18 protein-coding genes and 2 pseudogenes are annotated in these 16,906 nt (G+C 57.9%); 11 read left to right on the top strand and 9 right to left on the bottom strand.

Features of this window, described 5'->3' with window-relative positions:
• Window positions 1-397 precede the first annotated feature (397 nt).
• Window positions 398-1,069 carry a toxin-activating lysine-acyltransferase gene (locus J0663_RS24800; RefSeq protein WP_207244669.1) on the top strand — a complete coding sequence of 224 codons (672 nt, stop codon included), beginning with the start codon at window positions 398-400 and terminating at the stop codon, window positions 1,067-1,069.
• Here the strand turns inward: J0663_RS24800 and J0663_RS24795 are convergent.
• Together J0663_RS24795 and J0663_RS24790 are read right to left on the bottom strand one after the other, a co-directional pair.
• A pseudogene (locus J0663_RS24795) lies at window positions 975-2,008 on the bottom strand (IS3 family transposase); the annotation flags it as partial. The gene J0663_RS24800 and the pseudogene J0663_RS24795 overlap by 95 nt on opposite strands.
• A 185-nt stretch (window positions 2,009-2,193) precedes the next feature.
• Window positions 2,194-2,811, bottom strand: coding sequence for an isochorismatase family protein (locus J0663_RS24790; protein ID WP_207244668.1), 618 nt, complete (start codon window positions 2,809-2,811; stop codon window positions 2,194-2,196).
• 483 nt (window positions 2,812-3,294) lie between these two features.
• On the opposite strand from J0663_RS24790, the gene J0663_RS24785 reads away from it, so the two are divergent.
• From J0663_RS24785 to J0663_RS24760, 6 genes are all read left to right on the top strand, one after another.
• Window positions 3,295-3,612, top strand: coding sequence for a hypothetical protein (locus J0663_RS24785; RefSeq protein WP_207244667.1), 318 nt, complete (start codon window positions 3,295-3,297; stop codon window positions 3,610-3,612).
• A gap of 294 nt (window positions 3,613-3,906) precedes the next feature.
• Complete coding sequence (locus J0663_RS24780; RefSeq protein WP_183704866.1) at window positions 3,907-4,818, top strand: LysR substrate-binding domain-containing protein; 912 nt, start codon at window positions 3,907-3,909, stop codon at window positions 4,816-4,818.
• 105 nt (window positions 4,819-4,923) lie between these two features.
• Window positions 4,924-5,700: a pirin family protein gene (locus J0663_RS24775; protein ID WP_207244666.1), complete on the top strand. Its 777-nt coding sequence runs from the start codon at window positions 4,924-4,926 to the stop codon at window positions 5,698-5,700.
• 125 nt (window positions 5,701-5,825) lie between these two features.
• Window positions 5,826-6,773, top strand: a complete 948-nt coding sequence (locus J0663_RS24770) for an alpha/beta hydrolase (RefSeq protein ID WP_207244665.1) — start codon at window positions 5,826-5,828, stop codon at window positions 6,771-6,773.
• Window positions 6,774-6,801: 28 nt separating this feature from the next.
• Window positions 6,802-8,316: a GMC family oxidoreductase gene (locus tag J0663_RS24765; RefSeq protein WP_207245492.1), complete on the top strand. Its 1,515-nt coding sequence runs from the start codon at window positions 6,802-6,804 to the stop codon at window positions 8,314-8,316.
• A 126-nt stretch (window positions 8,317-8,442) separates the two neighbouring features.
• Entirely contained in the window at window positions 8,443-8,679 is a 237-nt protein-coding gene (locus tag J0663_RS24760) for a hypothetical protein (protein ID WP_207244664.1), read from the top strand.
• A 279-nt stretch (window positions 8,680-8,958) separates the two neighbouring features.
• On the opposite strand, the gene J0663_RS24755 is transcribed toward J0663_RS24760, so the two are convergent.
• Complete coding sequence (locus J0663_RS24755) at window positions 8,959-9,699, bottom strand: SDR family NAD(P)-dependent oxidoreductase (RefSeq protein ID WP_183704862.1); 741 nt, start codon at window positions 9,697-9,699, stop codon at window positions 8,959-8,961.
• Between the two features lie 326 nt (window positions 9,700-10,025).
• Here J0663_RS24755 and J0663_RS24750 point away from each other — a divergent pair, with 326 nt between their 5' ends.
• Window positions 10,026-10,202, top strand: coding sequence for a hypothetical protein (locus J0663_RS24750; protein ID WP_207245512.1), 177 nt, complete (start codon window positions 10,026-10,028; stop codon window positions 10,200-10,202).
• 64 nt (window positions 10,203-10,266) lie between these two features.
• Here the strand turns inward: J0663_RS24750 and istB are convergent.
• Window positions 10,267-10,916: pseudogene (gene istB, locus J0663_RS24745) on the bottom strand (IS21-like element helper ATPase IstB); the annotation flags it as partial.
• Window positions 10,917-11,209: 293 nt separating this feature from the next.
• Between istB and J0663_RS24740 the strand changes: the two are divergent.
• Both J0663_RS24740 and J0663_RS24735 read left to right on the top strand, forming a co-directional pair.
• Entirely contained in the window at window positions 11,210-11,518 is a 309-nt protein-coding gene (locus J0663_RS24740; RefSeq protein WP_183704861.1) for a type II toxin-antitoxin system RelB/DinJ family antitoxin, read from the top strand.
• Entirely contained in the window at window positions 11,515-11,808 is a 294-nt protein-coding gene (locus J0663_RS24735) for a type II toxin-antitoxin system RelE/ParE family toxin (protein ID WP_207244663.1), read from the top strand. The genes J0663_RS24740 and J0663_RS24735 overlap by 4 nt, the downstream gene beginning before the upstream one ends.
• A gap of 391 nt (window positions 11,809-12,199) precedes the next feature.
• Here J0663_RS24735 and J0663_RS24730 read toward each other — a convergent pair whose 3' ends face one another.
• From J0663_RS24730 to tnpA, 4 genes are read right to left on the bottom strand one after another with little or no spacing between them, the layout of a single operon-like run.
• A complete protein-coding gene (locus J0663_RS24730) occupies window positions 12,200-12,475 on the bottom strand; it encodes a hypothetical protein (RefSeq protein WP_207243130.1) in 276 nt (91 codons plus the stop codon).
• Window positions 12,476-12,483: 8 nt separating this feature from the next.
• Window positions 12,484-14,139, bottom strand: a complete 1,656-nt coding sequence (tnpC, locus tag J0663_RS24725; RefSeq protein WP_207243129.1) for an IS66 family transposase — start codon at window positions 14,137-14,139, stop codon at window positions 12,484-12,486.
• Between the two features lie 45 nt (window positions 14,140-14,184).
• The gene (gene tnpB, locus J0663_RS24720) at window positions 14,185-14,532 is read right to left on the bottom strand and encodes an IS66 family insertion sequence element accessory protein TnpB (RefSeq protein ID WP_095436757.1); all 348 of its coding nucleotides are present in this window, start codon (window positions 14,530-14,532) and stop codon (window positions 14,185-14,187) included.
• Window positions 14,529-14,939, bottom strand: a complete 411-nt coding sequence (tnpA, locus tag J0663_RS24715) for an IS66-like element accessory protein TnpA (RefSeq protein ID WP_096772345.1) — start codon at window positions 14,937-14,939, stop codon at window positions 14,529-14,531. The genes tnpB and tnpA overlap by 4 nt, the downstream gene beginning before the upstream one ends.
• 234 nt (window positions 14,940-15,173) lie before the next feature.
• Between tnpA and J0663_RS24710 the strand changes: the two genes are divergently transcribed.
• Window positions 15,174-16,139 carry a DUF1349 domain-containing protein gene (locus J0663_RS24710; protein WP_207244662.1) on the top strand — a complete coding sequence of 322 codons (966 nt, stop codon included), beginning with the start codon at window positions 15,174-15,176 and terminating at the stop codon, window positions 16,137-16,139.
• 55 nt (window positions 16,140-16,194) lie between these two features.
• Here J0663_RS24710 and J0663_RS24705 read toward each other — a convergent pair whose 3' ends face one another.
• A complete protein-coding gene (locus J0663_RS24705) occupies window positions 16,195-16,809 on the bottom strand; it encodes a CGNR zinc finger domain-containing protein (protein ID WP_207244661.1) in 615 nt (204 codons plus the stop codon).
• Between the last annotated feature and the right edge of the window lie 97 nt (window positions 16,810-16,906).

Below are 16,906 nucleotides of genomic sequence, written 5' to 3'. Positions count from 1 at the left end.
ATGCGGGTAGCGTTCCGCCATAAGTCAATCTTCAGTGTGGAGATGAAGTCGGGACATGACACATTGAATAACCGTCAAGATCGTAAGATCGTTCGGCATACCATTGGAGGCTCATTCACCCCAGCCAATACCTCGCTCCCGGCCCTTTGCGCCCTGCCACGTCGGCAGGGTTCGCCAAGCTGCATCGGTCGATCGACAGGCAGCCGCAAGAGGGTATGCCTCGGCCATTATTGGCCGGAAGAGGACGCGGGCGAAATTATTCACTCAGTGAGAGCATCGCGCGTCAATTTCACTTGGAATTGTCAATTCAATTTATAATCTCCGTTTCATAATCGCAGTCGGGGTGATTGCAACTCTATATCGAGATTTAGCTGGTAACCCATGGGGCTGGGGATACATGGATAACATTGCGACCGAAGCGTCGGCTAGTTCAAGCCAAAACGCGTTATCTGAAGAGACGAAGAAGAAGCTTGCAGGAGCTAAGGCGGCTTTGCAATCAACCTTTGGGCAGGTTGTTCTCGCGATGAGCTCAGTGCCGCGCTACCGTAGCCAGATGTTATCCGACCTCCACCATCTGGTTGTCGATCCTTTGATTAACGACAGAATCGCCATTGCGATGCCCAAGGCCGTCACAGGCATCGAACCGCCAGCAATTGCCATCTGGGCGGCAGTGAGCGCCGAGGTTGATGCGGGGATTTCGGAACAGGCTAAGGCGGGTGTGTTTCCGGTCCGGCTGAAGCCGGAAGACCGGAAGAGTGGTGACACCGTTTGGCTGCTCGATGTGATCGCGCCCACGCGCGAGCTGGCAACGATGGTGCTAACGAATTTCCACCACGTCGCCAAGCGGGGAGACATCAAGATTCATCCGATGGTTGCCCACTTGGTTGACCGTGAGGTCTTGCGGAAGTTGGCCGATTCCCCGTCAGCGGAGCCAAGCGGTAGCGAGATCGGCAATCTGACCTGCCACGGAACTTTCATCCAGCGGCGATTAGAGCCCCGGCAGTTTTCGATACGCCAATTGGCGCGGTGGGAGCAACCGGCGGAAACGCGAAGCTTTCATCTTGCGTAGCGTTGGAGCCGGTTGCGGCGATGGACCCGGCATAGCCTGCCGGGGTCTGATATCCGAGGGATGAGTGCGGCCGGAAATGATTATAATCGTCCGCCCATTCCGCGATGGCGCTCCGGGCGTGATCGAGGCCGAAGAACAGACTCTCGTTGAGCAGTTCGTCACGCATTCGCCCGTTGAAACTCTCGACATAGCCGTTCTGCATTGGCTTTCCCGGCGCGATGTAATGCCACTCGACCTTGTGATCCCTCGACCAGGCAAGGATGGCATTCGAGGTGAGCTCGGTGCCGTTATCGGAGACAATCATTCCGGGTTTGCCACGCCGCTCGATCAGCGTCGTCAGTTCGCGTGCAACGCGGCGGCCGGAGATTGAGGTGTCCGGGATTGCTGCCAGGCATTCACGCGTCACATCATCGACGATGTTGAGCACGCGAAAGCGTCTGCCGCAGGCGAACTGGTCGTGGACGAAATCCAGCGACCAGCGGGCATTGGCCTTCGCTTCGACCAGGATCGGCGCACGCGTGCCGACGGCGCGCCGTCGGGCCTTACGTTTGCGTACTGAAAGCCCTTCCTCGCGATACAGGCGGTAGATACGGTTGACCCCGGACGGCTCTCCCTCCCGCCGAAGCAAGACGAACAGTCGACGGTAACCGAAACGCGGTCGCTCATTAGCCAACTCGCGCAGCTTCGCTCGCAACTCGGTCTCCGGCGGTCGGTTCGACTGGTAGCGCACCGTCTTGCGGTCGGCGGATATGATCTGGCAGGCCCGCCGTTCCGAAAGCCCCATCACAGCCTTCAGATGCGCGACGGCGTCACGCTTGGCAGCGGGCCCTACCATTTTTTTGCGAGAAGCTCGCGCAGTGCGGCCGCATCGAGCATCTGTTCGGCGAGCAGCTTCTTTAGCCTCGCGTTCTCGTCCTCAAGCGCTTTCAGCCGAAAATCCTTCGAGGCCTTCCTCGCTCTGGCCGCAGCCAAGATATGGCTACCTTACTTTGTCAACAGGGCCTAGTTCTGGCAAGAGTGACCGCAAGCGCGAAACCGGTCGAGTTCGTGACAGAAGCGGCTAGCTAAGCCGCTCAGGCGAATAGGTCTCGCGACGCGTGATGGTCGGATATAGTCGTTGGGATTTACTTGCCGTATGCCTTGGCGACCTGGCCGACAAGAGTGGCCCAGGGCATGTCGAGGGCGGCGTAGACGGCTCCGGCTTCCGGGCGGCCGTTATCCTTGAGGATCTCCACCATGAGGGTGGCGTAGTCGGACAGGATGACGCCCGCCTGCTGCATGCGAAGGAGGCCCGCTTGCCGCTTGGTTTCGCTGAAGGTGCCCGAAGCATCCACGGCAATATAAGCGTCGAGGCCGCGGGCGACTGCCGTCATGGCCGGGAAAGCCGCGCAGACTTCCAGAGAAATGCCCGCGAAGATCAACTTCTTGCGGCCGGTTGCCTCAATTGCCTTGGCGACGCGTTCGTCGTCATAAGCATTGACCGAGGAACGGTCGATGATCTCGATGCCCGGCAGCGCTTCGACGAGTTCGGGAATGGTCGGCCCCCACATGCTGTCGCGAGCCGTGGTGACGACGACGATCGGCAGGTTTAAGGCCTTCGCCGCCTTTGCGAGCGCGACAACATTGTGTTTGAGTTCGCCAGTGGAATAATCACGCACGCCTGTCATGAGACCAACCTGATGGTCGACCAGAATGACGGCGGCATTGTCGGCGGTAAGAGGTTCGTAGGTGCGGTTGGTCATTGCGTTTCTCCTTTTGAACTCAACCAGCTCACTCGCGGCGGTTCATTTCGTTCGTGACCAGGATAAGTTAGCCTTGTCACGAGCAGCCCAAAAGTCAGCAAAAACGCAACCTGAAGTCCTACCCATTGGACGACGGCGTGATGTTCGTTTCGTCTTTTCAATGCAGATCTGTCGGGTCGGCCCGATTGTAGACGCGCCTGAACTCGACCGCACTTGGCCATCGTGAAACGATCCTCTGGGACAAGAGAGTGAGCGGCACGGCCATCCACAATGCCTGAGGTTCCTCCTAACTTTTGTTCATCGCAACGCAAGGAGCAGACGAACCAAATGCACGAAGTTCTCACACTCTTTCACCGCTAAAGCCTGAACAGGGACCACGCACCCAATCGGCTTTTCTTTCGAGCAATCTTAAAATCAACGTTACGTAAGGGGCATCGGACCCGATGCAGCCAAAGGCATTCCCTTGCGCCAGAGGATCAAACCATGACCGTCACTAGAAACCTCCTGCAGGCAGCTCTGGCTGCCTCAGCAAGCTTCTCCGTTCCGGCTTTTTCTCAGGCCGCATCGGCTCCGCATCTGCCGATCGTACGGGGTGACACCAATCTGCAGCGCCACGGCGAATACGTTGACCAAATGATCGCCGATTTCGCCACAGGGCACGGTCCGCCCGGTATCTCAATGGCGATTGTGCAGGCGCCTTACATCCCTTGGTCTGCAGGCTGTGGCGGTAAGATCACATCTCCTGCCTTGAGCGTGACAAGCTTAAATCCGGGCTCTCCATCGCCCCTGATGGCGATATGAAATGCTGCCCATCCTGAGCCTGCATCGGGATGAGAAAGGCTCCACGAGCCTGAAATGACAAAAGTACTGGAGCTCGGGACGAACCCTCAAGACCGTGTCAATGCGAGCCAGTGGCTCATGGCCTGCAGACATCGGCTTCCTCGCTAGCGGGTAGGTGAACAAGAGAGTCGTTTAACGCGACCCTGAGACAGCAAATCCCTCAAATTCAGTATCCGGCATTAGCTAGTGTCTGGACGAATGGCTCAAAAGCCGTCAAAACCACAACGCAACGTCCGACCAAATGAACGATGTGTGATGCTCGATTTAAATGATTTCTTTTACTATGTGCAAATCGTCGATCGCGGAGGCTTCACGGCAGCTGGCCGAACACTTCGAGTGCCGAAGTCGACACTCAGCCACCGTATGCAGGAGCTCGAGAAGGAACTCGGGGTCCGCTTGCTCAACCGAACGTCACGTCGTTTCAGTATGACGGACGCGGGAAGCGACTTTTATCGCCACGCCGTCGCCATGCTGCGTGAAGCCGAAATGGCGGAAACGACAATAAGGCACCGGCTAACCGAGCCGACCGGCACTGTGCGCTGCACGGCGGGTGTCGCAACGATGCAGTTTGCCATGGCGGATATTATTGCCGATTTTCTGGTGAAGTATCCCAAGGTCAATATCTTCGCCCATGCTGCCGACCGGACGGTGGATATCGTCGGTGAGAATTTTGACCTCGCGGTCCGGGCGCATTCCGATCCTCTTCCCGATTCCAACCTCGTCCAGCGGACGCTTGCGCCCGCCCCCTGGTATCTCTTTGCCGGAACTGATTATATCGAAAAAAATGGTGCTCCAAAACGCCCTCAAGATCTCCAGACTCATCCGTCGCTGTTCATGATGAGGACCGGGGTTTCGCCGGTCTGGCGATTACGTCATGCGCGCCAGGCGAGAGACGAAGTTGTGGTGCCGCTGACACCCCGACTGATTGGAGACGACATGGTTGGTCTTCAGCAAGCGGCCATCAAAGGAATTGGTGTGGTCGCTCTACCAGGTTACATCGCCAGGGCAGCAGTTCAATCCGGTGCCCTCAGGCGCATCCTGCCGGATTGGCTAGCAGGCGATTCCACACTGACGGCACTTATTCCTTACCGGCAAGGCCTGCTTCCATCGGTTCGCGCTTTTCTCGATCATCTGGCTGCGGAATTTCCGAAAGCAGTCTTGTTATAGGGATCGTCCAGTTTCTTGAACGCAAGGTTGGGACATTAGCGACTTCTCGTCTGATGCAGTTGGCCGCAAATTCGTTGGCAGACACCTGTCAACGGAGCGAACGAGATGCAAACGGCTGCAACATTTGAGATCCCGCGGGATGATGCGGCGAGAATAGGTGCGATCGTCACCGGTTTGCCACGTGAAATCGGCAGCGGATTCGTCGCAGTCCACTTCTCCGAGAAGATGTTCGATGGTCGGATGAACCCGCTTCTCATGATCGATCATTTTGTCATGACGGCCCCTACCTTCGACCCGCATCTTCATAAAGATATATCAGCTGTCACTGCTATCTTCGAAGATTCCCAAGGGGCGTTTCTGAACCGGGATACACTCCGGAATAATGTCGCCTTGAAGCCAGGAGATCTTTACTGGTTGGCTGCGGCGAGCGGTGCAGTGCATGAGGAAAAGCCCGAGGAAGGTGGAAGAACCCACGCACTGCAAATCTTCGTCGATCTGCCGGAGCGCCTGAAGAGGGAACCGGCCCGAGCGCTTCATGTGGAAGCGCTTAGCATGCCAGTCATCGAAACGCCGGACTTTCGTATCCGCGTCGTTCTTGGCCGCAGCGGTCACGTCGCCGGTGCCCAGGGAACGCCGGAGGAAATGACCATGCTGGATGGCTTCCTCCATTCAGGCGCACAGTTTTCACATCTGATGCCGGAGGGCCGGGGGGCATGGATCTATGCCGTCTCGGGCACGATCACGCTCAAAGCGGCCAGCGAGAGCCGAGACCTTACTGCAGGAACCGCAACGACGGTGGCTGCAGGATCGGAAACGGAAGTTCACATCGAGGCCAATGAAGAGGCTCATTTCGTACTTCTCGCGGCAAAACCGATCCCCTGAATCCTGCCTTGGATGAAGACCAACGGCGGCGCCTGAAGGCGCCTTCGAGGGCGACTTTACATCGGGCAATCTCGAATCCTAATCCTCGAACGCCGCCGGACGAGCGGTACAAACGGAGTAAGACCATGCTGGATGTTCTGAAGACCACTGATATCAAGGCGAAGACCGAAGTCGTCACGATTTCGGACGTAGAGCGTGCCCGCGAAGACGCCCTTCGCCAGCGGTTTGCTGATTTCTGGGCATCGGCCACGAGCGACCTGCGCGCCACTTACGAAGCGTTCATCTCGGCAAGCCCACTTGTGGACGGCGTAAGCTTCGAAGCTGTCGATGAGGGTGGCGTCAGCGGCTGGTGGGTTCGTCCGGAACAGGCAAGCACCTCCAAGGCATTCCTCTATATCCATGGTGGCGGCTACGTTCTTGGTTCGTCGCAAGCCTATCGCGGTTTTGTAAGCCAGATCGTTGCCCGCACCGGGGTTTCGGCTTTCATCCTCGAGTATCCACTTGCGCCTGAAGCGTCTTTGCCGACGGCGCCGAACACGGCACTAGCTGCCTGGGACTGGCTTATCGCTCAGGGCTTCCAAAAAATCGCTATCGTCGGCGATTCTGCCGGCGGCGGACTTTCGCTGGTGACGTTGACGCAACTCGGCAACGGGAACTCGGACGTGAAGCCAGTCGCCGGCGTCGTGTTTTCTCCCTGGGTCGATCTGACCCTCTCTGGCGCTTCGATGGTGGATCAATCCGTTGTCGATCCGCTGATCGTTTATGACTACCTCAAGGACTGCGCCCAAAAATATATCGGCTCGTTCAGCGCCTCCGATCCGCTGGCGTCGCCTCTGCTGGGTGATCTTCAAAAACTGCCGCCATTGCTGATCCAGGTCGGCACCGATGAGCGCCTGCTCGATGACTCCCGGCAATTCGCCGACCGCGCAGCTCAATCTGGCGTCCCTGTCCAGCTCGAGATCTGGGAAGGCATGCACCACGTTTTCCAGCTCGACGTCGAGCATATCGAGAGCGCCAGAACAGCACTCGACCGTGCAGCACAGTTCATGCTCGCCGCTTTCAACCGTGGTTGAGGCGAAATTGGGCCAACTGCTAGAGGAGATGGATATGCCAACCGTTACCACATATGACGTCATCATCGCAGGAGGAGGTTCTGCCGGCGCGGTTCTGGCGAACCGATTGAGCGAAGATGCCAGCAGGAAGGTCCTGCTCATCGAAGCCGGCCCCGCCTATGCGGCCGCCGACTTTCCCGACGTCATCGCTAATGCGAACCGCGTGGGTGGCGATGCGGAGCATGACTGGGGCTACCGCACGCAGGATCATTTTGGTCCCGGGCATGATGTCAGGGCATTGCGCGGCAAGGTTCTCGGTGGTGGTTCGGCTGTCAATGCGGCTGTCGCAATGCGTGCGCGCAGGTCCGACTTCGCACGCTGGACAGCTCGCGGAGTCAAGGGCTGGACCTTTGAAGACGTCCTGCCAGTCTTCAAATCGCTCGAGAATACTCCGACCGGAGATGACGCCTGGCACGGTCGTTCTGGCCCGTTCCCGATCCGACAGAGAACGATGGGAGAAAATACGCCGTCGATGCAAGCCTTCGTGTTGGCGGCGGAAGCTGCAGGCCTCGCCCGTATCAGCGATTTCAACGGTGCCGAGCAGAACGGGGTTTCGCCCTATCCGCTGAACGTCGTGGATGGCCGCCGGATCAACACCGGCATGGCCTACCTAACGGACGATGTGCGTTGCAGGCCGAACCTTACAGTTATGGGGCATGCCGAGGTCGATTCCATCCTCTTTAGCGGGCGTCGTGCCATTGGCATCACGCTCATCGGCGGGGAGACGATCGCCGGCGGCAAGATCATCCTGTCCTCCGGGACCTATGGCAGCCCCGCTATCCTCATGCGCTCCGGTATTGGACCGTCCTCGCATCTGCGCGAGCTGGATATTCCGGTTGTCGTTGACGCACCCGTTGGAAACCTGCTGAAGGAACACCCATTCTACTACAATATCTACGCTCTGAAGCCGGATGCCAATTCGATGACGCCAGCGGCAGGGGCCATCGTCTGGACCAATTCCAGCGAGGCTGGCACGGATGAGCTCGATCTACACGTCTCGGGAACGCATATCTTCGACCCGGCTCAAAGTCCGACGGGCCGTGCGATTGTGCTTGCCTGCTCGGTAACACTGCCAAAGTCCAACGGATCGATCCGCCTTGCTAGTCGCGATCCACGCGCCATGCCGCTGATCCGCTTCAACTTCTTCCAGGATCCAAGCGATCTGCGCCGGATGATGGAAGCCGTAAAGCTGTCGCGCCGGATCGGCAGAACGGCACCCTTCAGCGACATGATCGAGATGGAGATGTTCCCTGGAAAGGATGTCGATGACGACGCTTCGCTAGAGAAAGCGATCATCGAGCAGGTCGACGGCTATTCTCACCCCACGTCCTCCGTTCCGATGGGAAGTGCCGAAGATCCTACCGTCGTCGTTGACGAGAATGGAGCAGTCCGCGGTACGGAAAACCTGCATGTGGTCGACGCATCCATCATGCCCGATATCGTTTCAGCACCGACCAATGTGACCACGATGATGATGGCCGAGATGATCAGTCGAAGGCTCTGATCGAACGAGCCAAACGAATGATCGGGTGACCTGAATCTATGCCGGCGCGTCACGAGAGGGTGCCCCGGCATCTCTTTGCCAAAGTGCGGGTCGAGGCCCGAGATCGACAGCTATTGGAGAATTCCGATGAGATGGCTCACCGTATTGTTCTTTCTGCTCATCGCTTCCGCGTCTTCGGCCCAGGCGCTTTTTGAGAAGAATTCATCTTCGTCGATCGCGGCACCCGCCCAGGTTACGCAGGCGAAGATAGATGATTTGATGCGTCTTTTGCAGGACGCCGATGTCCGTCGGTGGATACAATCGCAATCTCAGCCGGCGATCCCGATTTCGGCGAGTATGGCGTCGCTATCAGCTTTGCCATGATTACTGTTCCAAGCGACCAGCAAAGCTTCATTCGGCGAAGCGCCTACCCGCGGCGCCATCCAGCTCGCGAGTAACGTGACGAAGGGACCGGCGACCGCCGCCGAAAATGCCCACCAGCCCGCCAGATCTCCCTCCTTCGCAAGGGGGATGCGCAGATCCTGCGAAACCAGGGGAAGGAGCCCGACAACGATGAATACGGAGGCAACAACGATTGTTATCGCCGGTGCAGCAAAAGCAGGGCTTTGTTCAAGATATGTTCGGAATGGTCGCTGGCGGAGTTCATGCGTTTGCTCCACCGTCCACAACGATACCCGTCCCGTTGATGGACCGCGCTTCGTCGGTTGCGAGGAAAGCATAGGCTGCGGCGACATCCTCGGCCCGACCATATTGCTTGATGGCCATGCGCTGACGTTGGGCTTCGGCGTGAGGACCGTCGGCGGGGTTCATGTCAGTATTGGTCGAGCCAGGATGCACGAGGTTGACAGTGATACCGCGCGGGCCGAGATCGCGGGCTGTGCCCTGCGTCCAGGCGAGCAACGCTGCCTTACTAGCGGAATACAAAGCCTTGCCGGCGTCCGGCACGCGTGTGGCCAGATTGCTGCCGGTCGAGATGATACGGCCGCCGTCAGACATGTGGGGTAGCGCTGCCTGGCTCGCGAGGATGACCGCCCGCACGTTCACGTGCAGCATGGCGTCGATTTGCTCAAGAGTGACCTCTTCGAGCGTGCCGTAGCTGATAATGCCGGCATTGTTCACGAGGACATCTAGGCCGCCAAGTTCGGAGGCGGCCTGGTCAACCGCCTTCTTGATCGAGATCGGGTCGGCAGCATTCATTTGGATTGTGACGGCGCGGCCGCCGCCTGCTTCAATTTCGTTGGCGATGGCGTTGGCGGCCTCGGCTGACCGCTCGTAGCCGATGGCGACAAATGCGCCTTCCGCTGCGAAGCGGCGTGCGATTGCGGCGCCGATGCCGCGGCTGGCGCCAGTTACAAAGGCACGTTTACCTGTAAGCGATTTCATAACTTGGCTCCTTCTTTGATGATGAGGCCGGCCAGCGCTCGAGCCGAATGGATCGGCTGCCTCGCTTTTTCCCGTTCTCATGGCAAGAAGTTAGTCACTCACCGCGCGTCTCAGAAGGCAGCAAAAACATAACTTAGCGTCCATGACATTGGACAATTAGAGACGTCAGAGATCGCACGTATTGGCCGTGAACGTTCTGGAATGTTGAGTTGGTCGACCCCCGTGCGGAGTGCACAGAAGTGGGCACTCCGGTAAGCAGTTTGGTCGAAATGCTAACGTAAGTTGGCAATGGGAGCCTTCGTGGATAACACTGATGGAGGCTTTACATGACTATCTACAATGTTTCGCTCATCGGCTTCGGAGGGGTTAACCCGGCGGTTGCCGAACTCATCGCAACCAAAAATGAGCAATGGAAACGCGAGCTGGGGTTCGCTTTTGTCAACGGCGGATTAAAAACCTGCCACGGAGCGGAGCAAAAGTCGGCCACCATAGCGCTGGCATGAGCCCCCGGGAGGGCGTAGCCCGAGCGGGGGCTCATGCCGGGGCGGCGATTTTTTGAGAAGAGTTTTAGCCTGCCTTGCGGGCTCGGCTTTGGGCGAGACGATAGCTGTCGCCGTTCATTTCGAGAATGTTGACATGGTGGGCGATGCGATCGAGCAGCGCGCCGGTCAGACGTTCGGATCCCAAGGTCTCGGTCCATTTGTCAAATGGAAGATTGCTGGTGATCAGGGTGGCACCGCGCCCGTAGCGTGGTGAGATTAACTCGAACAGCAATTCCGCGCCAGTCGTGGATAGCGGCACGAAGCCCAGTTCGTTGATGATCAGCAGCTTGTAGGTGGCCATCTGCTTCTGGAAGCGGAGCAGACGCCGCTCGTCACGGGCCTCCACCATTTCACTGACCAGAGCGGCCGCTGTGGTGAAGCCGACAGAGAGGCTTTTTTGGCAGGCCGCCAGCCCGAGGCCGAGCGCCACATGCGTCATGCCGGTTCCACTGAGGCCGAGAACGATGACGTTGTCCCGACGCTCGATCCATTCGCAGCCTGCATCTTGTTGAGCTTGTGGATGGCAGCGAAGTCGAAGCTGTCGAGGCTTTTCACGACAGGGCATTTAGCAGCCTTGATCCGGCGTTCGACCTTATGGCGATCCCGTTCGATCATCTCCCTTTCGGAGAGCCGGAGCAGGTAGCCGACATGATCGTCGCCCTCGGTGGCACACAGCAGCGTCGCAAACTCGTCCGGCCAAAGCCTGGAGAGGGGCACTCCGGCCGCGGTCGGATTATTCCGCTACTACCGATGGCCGATGTATGCACCGCCGTTCTCAGTTTAATAAGCTATCTAACGGCGGCTTTCAGATAAGAAGCACCGTTTGCGAGTCCGCCCGCTAGTTCCATGATACGCCGCACGAGAAAATCGCGTCGTCGATGATCTGAATAGGGGCCTTCTCGGCCGGAAACTTACTATGGATTTTGTCATTCAAATGCATTACCTTGCTATTAAATTTGGAGATAGCCATGGCTGCAAACGCACTTGTCCAAACACGTATCGATGCCGAAGTTCGGGATCGTGCTTCCGCCGTCCTTGAGAACATGGGCCTGACGGTATCAGATGCAGTCCGCATCCTGCTCACGCGGACAGCTAACGAGGGTGCGCTGCCACTTGAACTTTTTTCGGGAAGCGAGGCTCACGATGCTTGGTTTCGCACGAAGGTACTCGAAGCACTGAACGACACTCGACCGGACGTGTCAGATTTTGACGTCGAGGCACACTTCGAGGAGCGCCGGGCGATAGCGCGCGTCAAAGCAGGTGCTCTCAAGTCGTGAAGCTTACATGGTCTGCGTTCGCGCTGTCGGACCGAGACGCCATATTCACCTATATCGAGGCAGAGAATCCTTCGGCCGCTGTAATGATCGACGAGCGGATCATGGCCGCTGCGCGCCGCTTGGTCGATTTTCCAGCAAGCGGTCGCGTTGGAAGAATTGCTGGGACACGCGAACTGGTGATCAACGGAACGCCATATATCGCTGCATATGTCGCTACGGAAACAGCAGTTCGTGTCCTGCGCGTCCTTCATGGATCGCAAGAATGGCCCGACACTTTGCCCGGCAGCTAAATTTTCAGCTTGGCGCGCAAGATGCTACGTCTTCTGAGACAAGCGCCGCTTGACCCGAACTACAGTTGCGATCCAACGAGATTGCGGCAGGTTCGAGTGGGTAGCCATAGCCGCTAAGTTGCAACGAAAAATCATGGTCTGATGCTCGCAAAGCGACGGGTCAACGGTTCGAGTTGGTTCAAATTCGCCAAACGTCGAATGGCATCAAGTTCCACTGAATCAAGAAGAGCACCTTCGGCTCCATTGTTAGCGCACCCGGTGACTAGCTCACTATTTCTCGAGGCCTTGGCGAGATGGTCTGCTGTTGATCGACAACGTCACATCGCGTCAGGTTTGACTACATTGGTAAGCATCCGGTGATTGCCGCACCTGGCGCTGATGGTGTGTAGGTTCAGCGGTCTGACTGAAGTGCCGCGACGGCTCTTGCCGCCTTATCACAGCGCTCTGTAAGTTCTGGGTATGAGAGCCCCATGTGCTCGGTCGCGATCTTGAAGAGATACTGGGCGATGGCATCAACTGAGGCGGTTTGGTTGGCCAGCATGCCAAAGACGGTATCGGCATAGGCATCATATTCGTCTTGCGCTTCAGGAATGTCCGACACCCCGATGGGGTCCCACTCGGTGAGCAATATTTTCCGAATGATAGCTCGGTTGGCTTTGCGATCCATCGTTGATCCTATGCCGCAACGGCTGCTGTTTGCGTCGGTTTCCAGTTCCACGGCAGCAATTGCTCCAGCCTGCTGATCGGCGTGTCGGCAATGTTGGCGAGAACGTCGGCGAGCCAAGCCTGTGGGTCGATGTCATTAAGCTTGGCGGTCATGATCAGCGTGGCCATGAAGGCGGCACGATCAGCACCACGATCCGATCCGGCGAAGAGCCATGACTTTCTTCCGAGAGCAAAGCCTCTGAGCGCGCGTTCGGCGGCATTATTCGTCAGGCAAATCCGGCCGTCTTCGAGGAAGGCCGTGAAGCCGTTCCAGCGCTTCAACATGTAGTCGATCGGCTCAGAGACAGGAGAACTGCGCGACAGCTTTGCCCGCTCGGTTTGGAGCCAGTCATGCAGTTCTTCGACGAGCGGCTGGCTGCCTTTGCGGCGGCGCTCCTGGCGCTGCTCGGGGCTAAGACCGTTGATCTCCCGTTCGATATCGAACAGGGCATCGATCCGTTTGACGGCCTCCAATGCCATTGGTGAGATCGGTGCGGCTTTGCTGCCACGTTTGGCGTTCGTGGCAATGTCGGCCAGCACGAAGAACTTGCGGCGCGAATGTGCCCAGCAGAGTGCTTGGCGCAGAGGCGCGGGATCGCGATCTGCTTTGAACAGCGGGTTATAGCCGCCATAGGCATCCGCCTGCAGAATGCCGGTGAAGGTCTTCAGATGTCGCTCTGGATGCTCCTGCCGCCGATCCCGAGAGGAATAGTAGAGGGCGGCGGGCGGTGACTGTCCGCCGAACGGCCGATCGTCCCGAACGTAGGTCCAGATGCGGCCGGTATCGGTCTTTCCCTTCGCCAGGATCGGCACAGTCGTGTCGTCGCCATGCAGCCGCTCGGCCGCTAGGACATGGGCCTCGATCAACGAATGGATGGGCTTCAGGGCTGCAGCACACGCGCCGACCTGATCGGCAAGCGTTGACACGCTGAGATCGATCCCCTCTCGGGCAAAGCGCTCGCTCTGGCGATTGAGCGGCTGATGCTGGGCGTACTTCTCGAACAGGATCATCGCCAGAAGGTTCGGGCCGGCAAAGCCGCGGGGTGTCACATGGAAGGGTGCTGGCGGCTGCGTAATCTTCTCGCACTCGCGGCAGGTGAACTTCTCCCGCACCGTCTGGATAACCTTCCACTGACGCGGGATGACCTCCAGGGTCTCGGTGATATCCTCGCCGAGCTTCGACAGCTTGGCCGATCCACAGCATGGGCAACTGGATGGGGCGGCAATAACGACGCGCTCGCGCGGCAGGTGTTCAGGAAAGGGCTTGCGTGACGGACGCTTGCGCTCGAAGGCCCTGACGGTCGAGCTTTTGGCAACCATCTCTGCCGCGAGTTCGTCTTCGCCGGCATCAGCTTCGAGTTCTTCGAGTTGCAGTTCCATCTGTTCGAGAAGCCGCGCCTTGCGCTCAGAGCGGCTGCCGTAAAGCTCTCGGCGGACCTTCTCGATCTCCAGCTTCAGCCGCGCGATCAGCGCCTCGGAATGTGACACGAGCGCTTTTGCGCTGGCAGCTTCCGCCTTGGCTGTCGCCGCTTCCACCTCGGCAGCAACACGCAGCGCTCGCTCTTCCGCCAGCAGTGCGAGCGCACTGGCAAGGTCATCTGGAAGCTGGTCGACAGGGCTGTTCACGGCCAGATGGAATCATATTCGTCCCCGCTATTCCAGTGTTTTTGCTCATCCAACCGAGGTTGGTCGCCAGGTCTTTTGCGGCATCCGCCAGTCGATACCTTCCAGCAAATAACCGAGCTGCCCAGGCGTAATCACGACCGTCCCATCGGCCGCCGACGGCCATATGAAGCGTCCACGTTCCAACTTCTTCGTGAACAGGCAGGCTCCCTGACCATCATGCCAGATGACCTTGATCAGGCCGCCGCCACGCCCGCGGAACACGAACAGGTGCCCACACATCGGATCGCGCTTCAGTGTCTCTTGCACCATCAGCGACAGACCGGGAAAGCCCTTGCGCATGTCCGTATGGCCGGTCGCCAGCCAGACCTTCACACCAGCAGGAACCGGGATCATCGCCGACCCAGCACACAATCGAGAATGCGGCCAAGTGCCTCCGTGTCGATGTCGCTGTCCACACGGACACGACGACCGCGGCCCAGATCAATCGTCACATCGCTGCGCTTCCGGCGGGGATGCGATGAGGCCGGCGCTTCTGAGGCAGCGGGCTGGGCTGCCGGCGCGGCCTCCGAAACGATCACGGGCACCAAGGTGCTCGACACCTGCGTCGACGGCTCCTCGATCCGGCAGAGTTCCTTGCGCCACCGAAAGAGTTGGCTCACGTGGATGCCGGCCGCACGGGCAATCTCGGAAAGAACCGCACCAGGCTCAAGGCAGGCTGCAACCAGTCGCTCTTTGTCCTCGCGAGACCAGCGCCGACGGCGCTCGACAGACGTGATCACTTCAATCGGATGCTTGGTCATAGGACTACTCCTAGTGTTTGCACTAGGACTTCCGATGTTCGCATCAACCTCGCAAGACGGCCCTCACCGTGGGATTACCTACATTGCGATATTGTCGCTGACGCATTCCATGCGATCCTGATGGTGTCCGGTTCGTTGCAATTGCCTTCTCACCAGCACGCGCCGTTCTTCTGGAAACCTGAACCGTCGACGTTTCAGAAAGCAATCCATGTCACAAGCGATCGGAAGTCGTAGATGAACTTAAATAAAATGCAGGTCCGCGGCGAAAGCTACGGAACGGTTTTGATTGGCGATAAGAACTTGATCCTTACCGCCAACACAAACACCGATTGGTTCCACCACCCCGCGGACAGCTTCCGTCGCAACGATGTCCTTTCCTTGGCTACCGAGGTAGCGGAAGGGACCTTTTCCGTCAGAGCCCGGGTTTCCGTCGACTTCGCTTCCCCTTATGACGCCGGCGCAGTCTTCGTGCAGGCTGATGACGATAATTGGGCAAAATTGGAGATCGACCGGATTGCAACTGCGCTCCTCGAGGAAGGCAGGCGGTTCGCCCGCAATGTCACCCAAGGACTGGCGAACGCAGGCGTCGACACGCGTGACGCTTTCGAAATGTTGCTCGCTATGCGTCGCCTGGGCGCACGGTATCTGGAACGCGAGTGGGGTGTGGGTACGAGAAGCTCCCGAGGCGATCGTGAGCCGGTGATTGCCGCTACTATCCTGACGGAAATCCATGAGATGGCTGAGGCAGCGCTGAGGAGCGTCACTCAAATGGATCGAGAGGCCCTGAAAGCCACCAAGCAAGTCGTGTTAGTCGCCACAAGCGATGTCCATGAACATGGAAAGATGTTGATCGACGAGATGCTGAAGCAATTAAACGTCGATAGTCTTGATGGAGGCGTCTCAACCGATCCGGAAAAAGTCGCTGAGCTGGTTCAGAAAACTGGTGCAACCGCGGTGGCCATCAGTACCTACAACGGCGTCGCCCTGAACTATTACCTGAAACTCAAGACCGAGCTCGCAAAGCGAGGTCTTGAAACTCCCGTCATGATCGGTGGCCGCCTCAACCAGATCCCGGAAGGCTCGAACTCCAGTCTTCCTGTAGACGTGGGTGATGAACTCGAAAAAGCTGGCGCCGTGGTTTGCCGAGAAGCAGCAGAGCTTGTCCCTTCGCTTCTTAAGCTGAAAAAGCGCATATATTGAATGCCTGAACTGACCGCCGCACAGATTTTCTGTACCCGGTACGAATGGCCAATGGTCAGTGTTTGACGTCTTTACTGCGATAGTAATGTCTTTGCGCTTTCGCCCTGTTACCACACAAGGCCATAGAGCACCAACGGCGTCGCTTCGTCGTGGATGAGTCGATGAATAACCAGCTGCACATCTCGCATTGTCTAATATCCGTTACGGGCGTCTGCGTGATGAGAGTCGACGTCAGGAGCGCGAGCCGATGCATTGGTAGATCGATCTCGTTCTCGTTGACCGCGAGTTGCCATTCGAAGTGTCGCCCATCGGGGCTATTCAGTCTCGCGGCAATATAAGCTTTCCTACAAGCGTCCTCAATCAAGGCTACATCAACGGATTCGGGTGGCCGGCCATGCACGGCAGCATTCAAAAAGCCGTACGTCGCTTCTCGGAATGTCCGTACCGAAGTAAGCCGGTCTACCGAGCCGCCTGGCGACCGCGAAGCCGCTTGCGATAACAATGAACTTTCTTCTGTCGAAACGACTTCGCTTACCTCGCACCACGAAATGAAGGCTTCAAAATCAACCAGACGCTCTACGTCGCGCCCTTTCGTCTCGCCCCCTGCCGTGTTCAGGAAATTAAGAACCGGGTGTCCGCCAAGGAAGGTTTTTTCAGGCCATTCTGTCATGCCAGGATCCGCGAAAATTCAATAAGTCTGATTGCTGCATAAGCAAAACTGAACTCCGTTAGAAGTGTTTTCGGTTGCCGATCGAAGAGGGGCAGTT

The sequence above is a fragment of the Rhizobium lentis genome (assembly GCF_017352135.1).
GTDB classification, from domain to species: domain Bacteria; phylum Pseudomonadota; class Alphaproteobacteria; order Rhizobiales; family Rhizobiaceae; genus Rhizobium; species Rhizobium lentis.
This window is presented reverse-complemented; position numbering and strand designations above follow the sequence as displayed.

What these genes read in the sequence shown, in the direction of transcription:
- J0663_RS24710 (WP_207244662.1), top strand. Translation starts at nt 15,174, where the DNA reads ATGAACTTAAATAAAATGCAGGTCCGCGGCGAAAGCTACGGAACGGTT.
- J0663_RS24730 (WP_207243130.1), bottom strand. Translation starts at nt 12,475, where the DNA reads ATGGATCGCAAAGCCAACCGAGCTATCATTCGGAAAATATTGCTCACC.
- J0663_RS24770 (WP_207244665.1), top strand. Translation starts at nt 5,826, where the DNA reads ATGCTGGATGTTCTGAAGACCACTGATATCAAGGCGAAGACCGAAGTC.
- J0663_RS24765 (WP_207245492.1), top strand. Translation starts at nt 6,802, where the DNA reads ATGGATATGCCAACCGTTACCACATATGACGTCATCATCGCAGGAGGA.
- J0663_RS24785 (WP_207244667.1), top strand. Translation starts at nt 3,295, where the DNA reads ATGACCGTCACTAGAAACCTCCTGCAGGCAGCTCTGGCTGCCTCAGCA.
- J0663_RS24780 (WP_183704866.1), top strand. Translation starts at nt 3,907, where the DNA reads ATGCTCGATTTAAATGATTTCTTTTACTATGTGCAAATCGTCGATCGC.
- J0663_RS24755 (WP_183704862.1), bottom strand. Translation starts at nt 9,699, where the DNA reads ATGAAATCGCTTACAGGTAAACGTGCCTTTGTAACTGGCGCCAGCCGC.
- J0663_RS24760 (WP_207244664.1), top strand. Translation starts at nt 8,443, where the DNA reads ATGAGATGGCTCACCGTATTGTTCTTTCTGCTCATCGCTTCCGCGTCT.
- J0663_RS24740 (WP_183704861.1), top strand. Translation starts at nt 11,210, where the DNA reads ATGGCTGCAAACGCACTTGTCCAAACACGTATCGATGCCGAAGTTCGG.
- tnpA (WP_096772345.1), bottom strand. Translation starts at nt 14,939, where the DNA reads ATGACCAAGCATCCGATTGAAGTGATCACGTCTGTCGAGCGCCGTCGG.
- J0663_RS24750 (WP_207245512.1), top strand. Translation starts at nt 10,026, where the DNA reads ATGACTATCTACAATGTTTCGCTCATCGGCTTCGGAGGGGTTAACCCG.
- J0663_RS24705 (WP_207244661.1), bottom strand. Translation starts at nt 16,809, where the DNA reads ATGACAGAATGGCCTGAAAAAACCTTCCTTGGCGGACACCCGGTTCTT.
- J0663_RS24790 (WP_207244668.1), bottom strand. Translation starts at nt 2,811, where the DNA reads ATGACCAACCGCACCTACGAACCTCTTACCGCCGACAATGCCGCCGTC.
- J0663_RS24775 (WP_207244666.1), top strand. Translation starts at nt 4,924, where the DNA reads ATGCAAACGGCTGCAACATTTGAGATCCCGCGGGATGATGCGGCGAGA.
- J0663_RS24800 (WP_207244669.1), top strand. Translation starts at nt 398, where the DNA reads ATGGATAACATTGCGACCGAAGCGTCGGCTAGTTCAAGCCAAAACGCG.
- tnpB (WP_095436757.1), bottom strand. Translation starts at nt 14,532, where the DNA reads ATGATCCCGGTTCCTGCTGGTGTGAAGGTCTGGCTGGCGACCGGCCAT.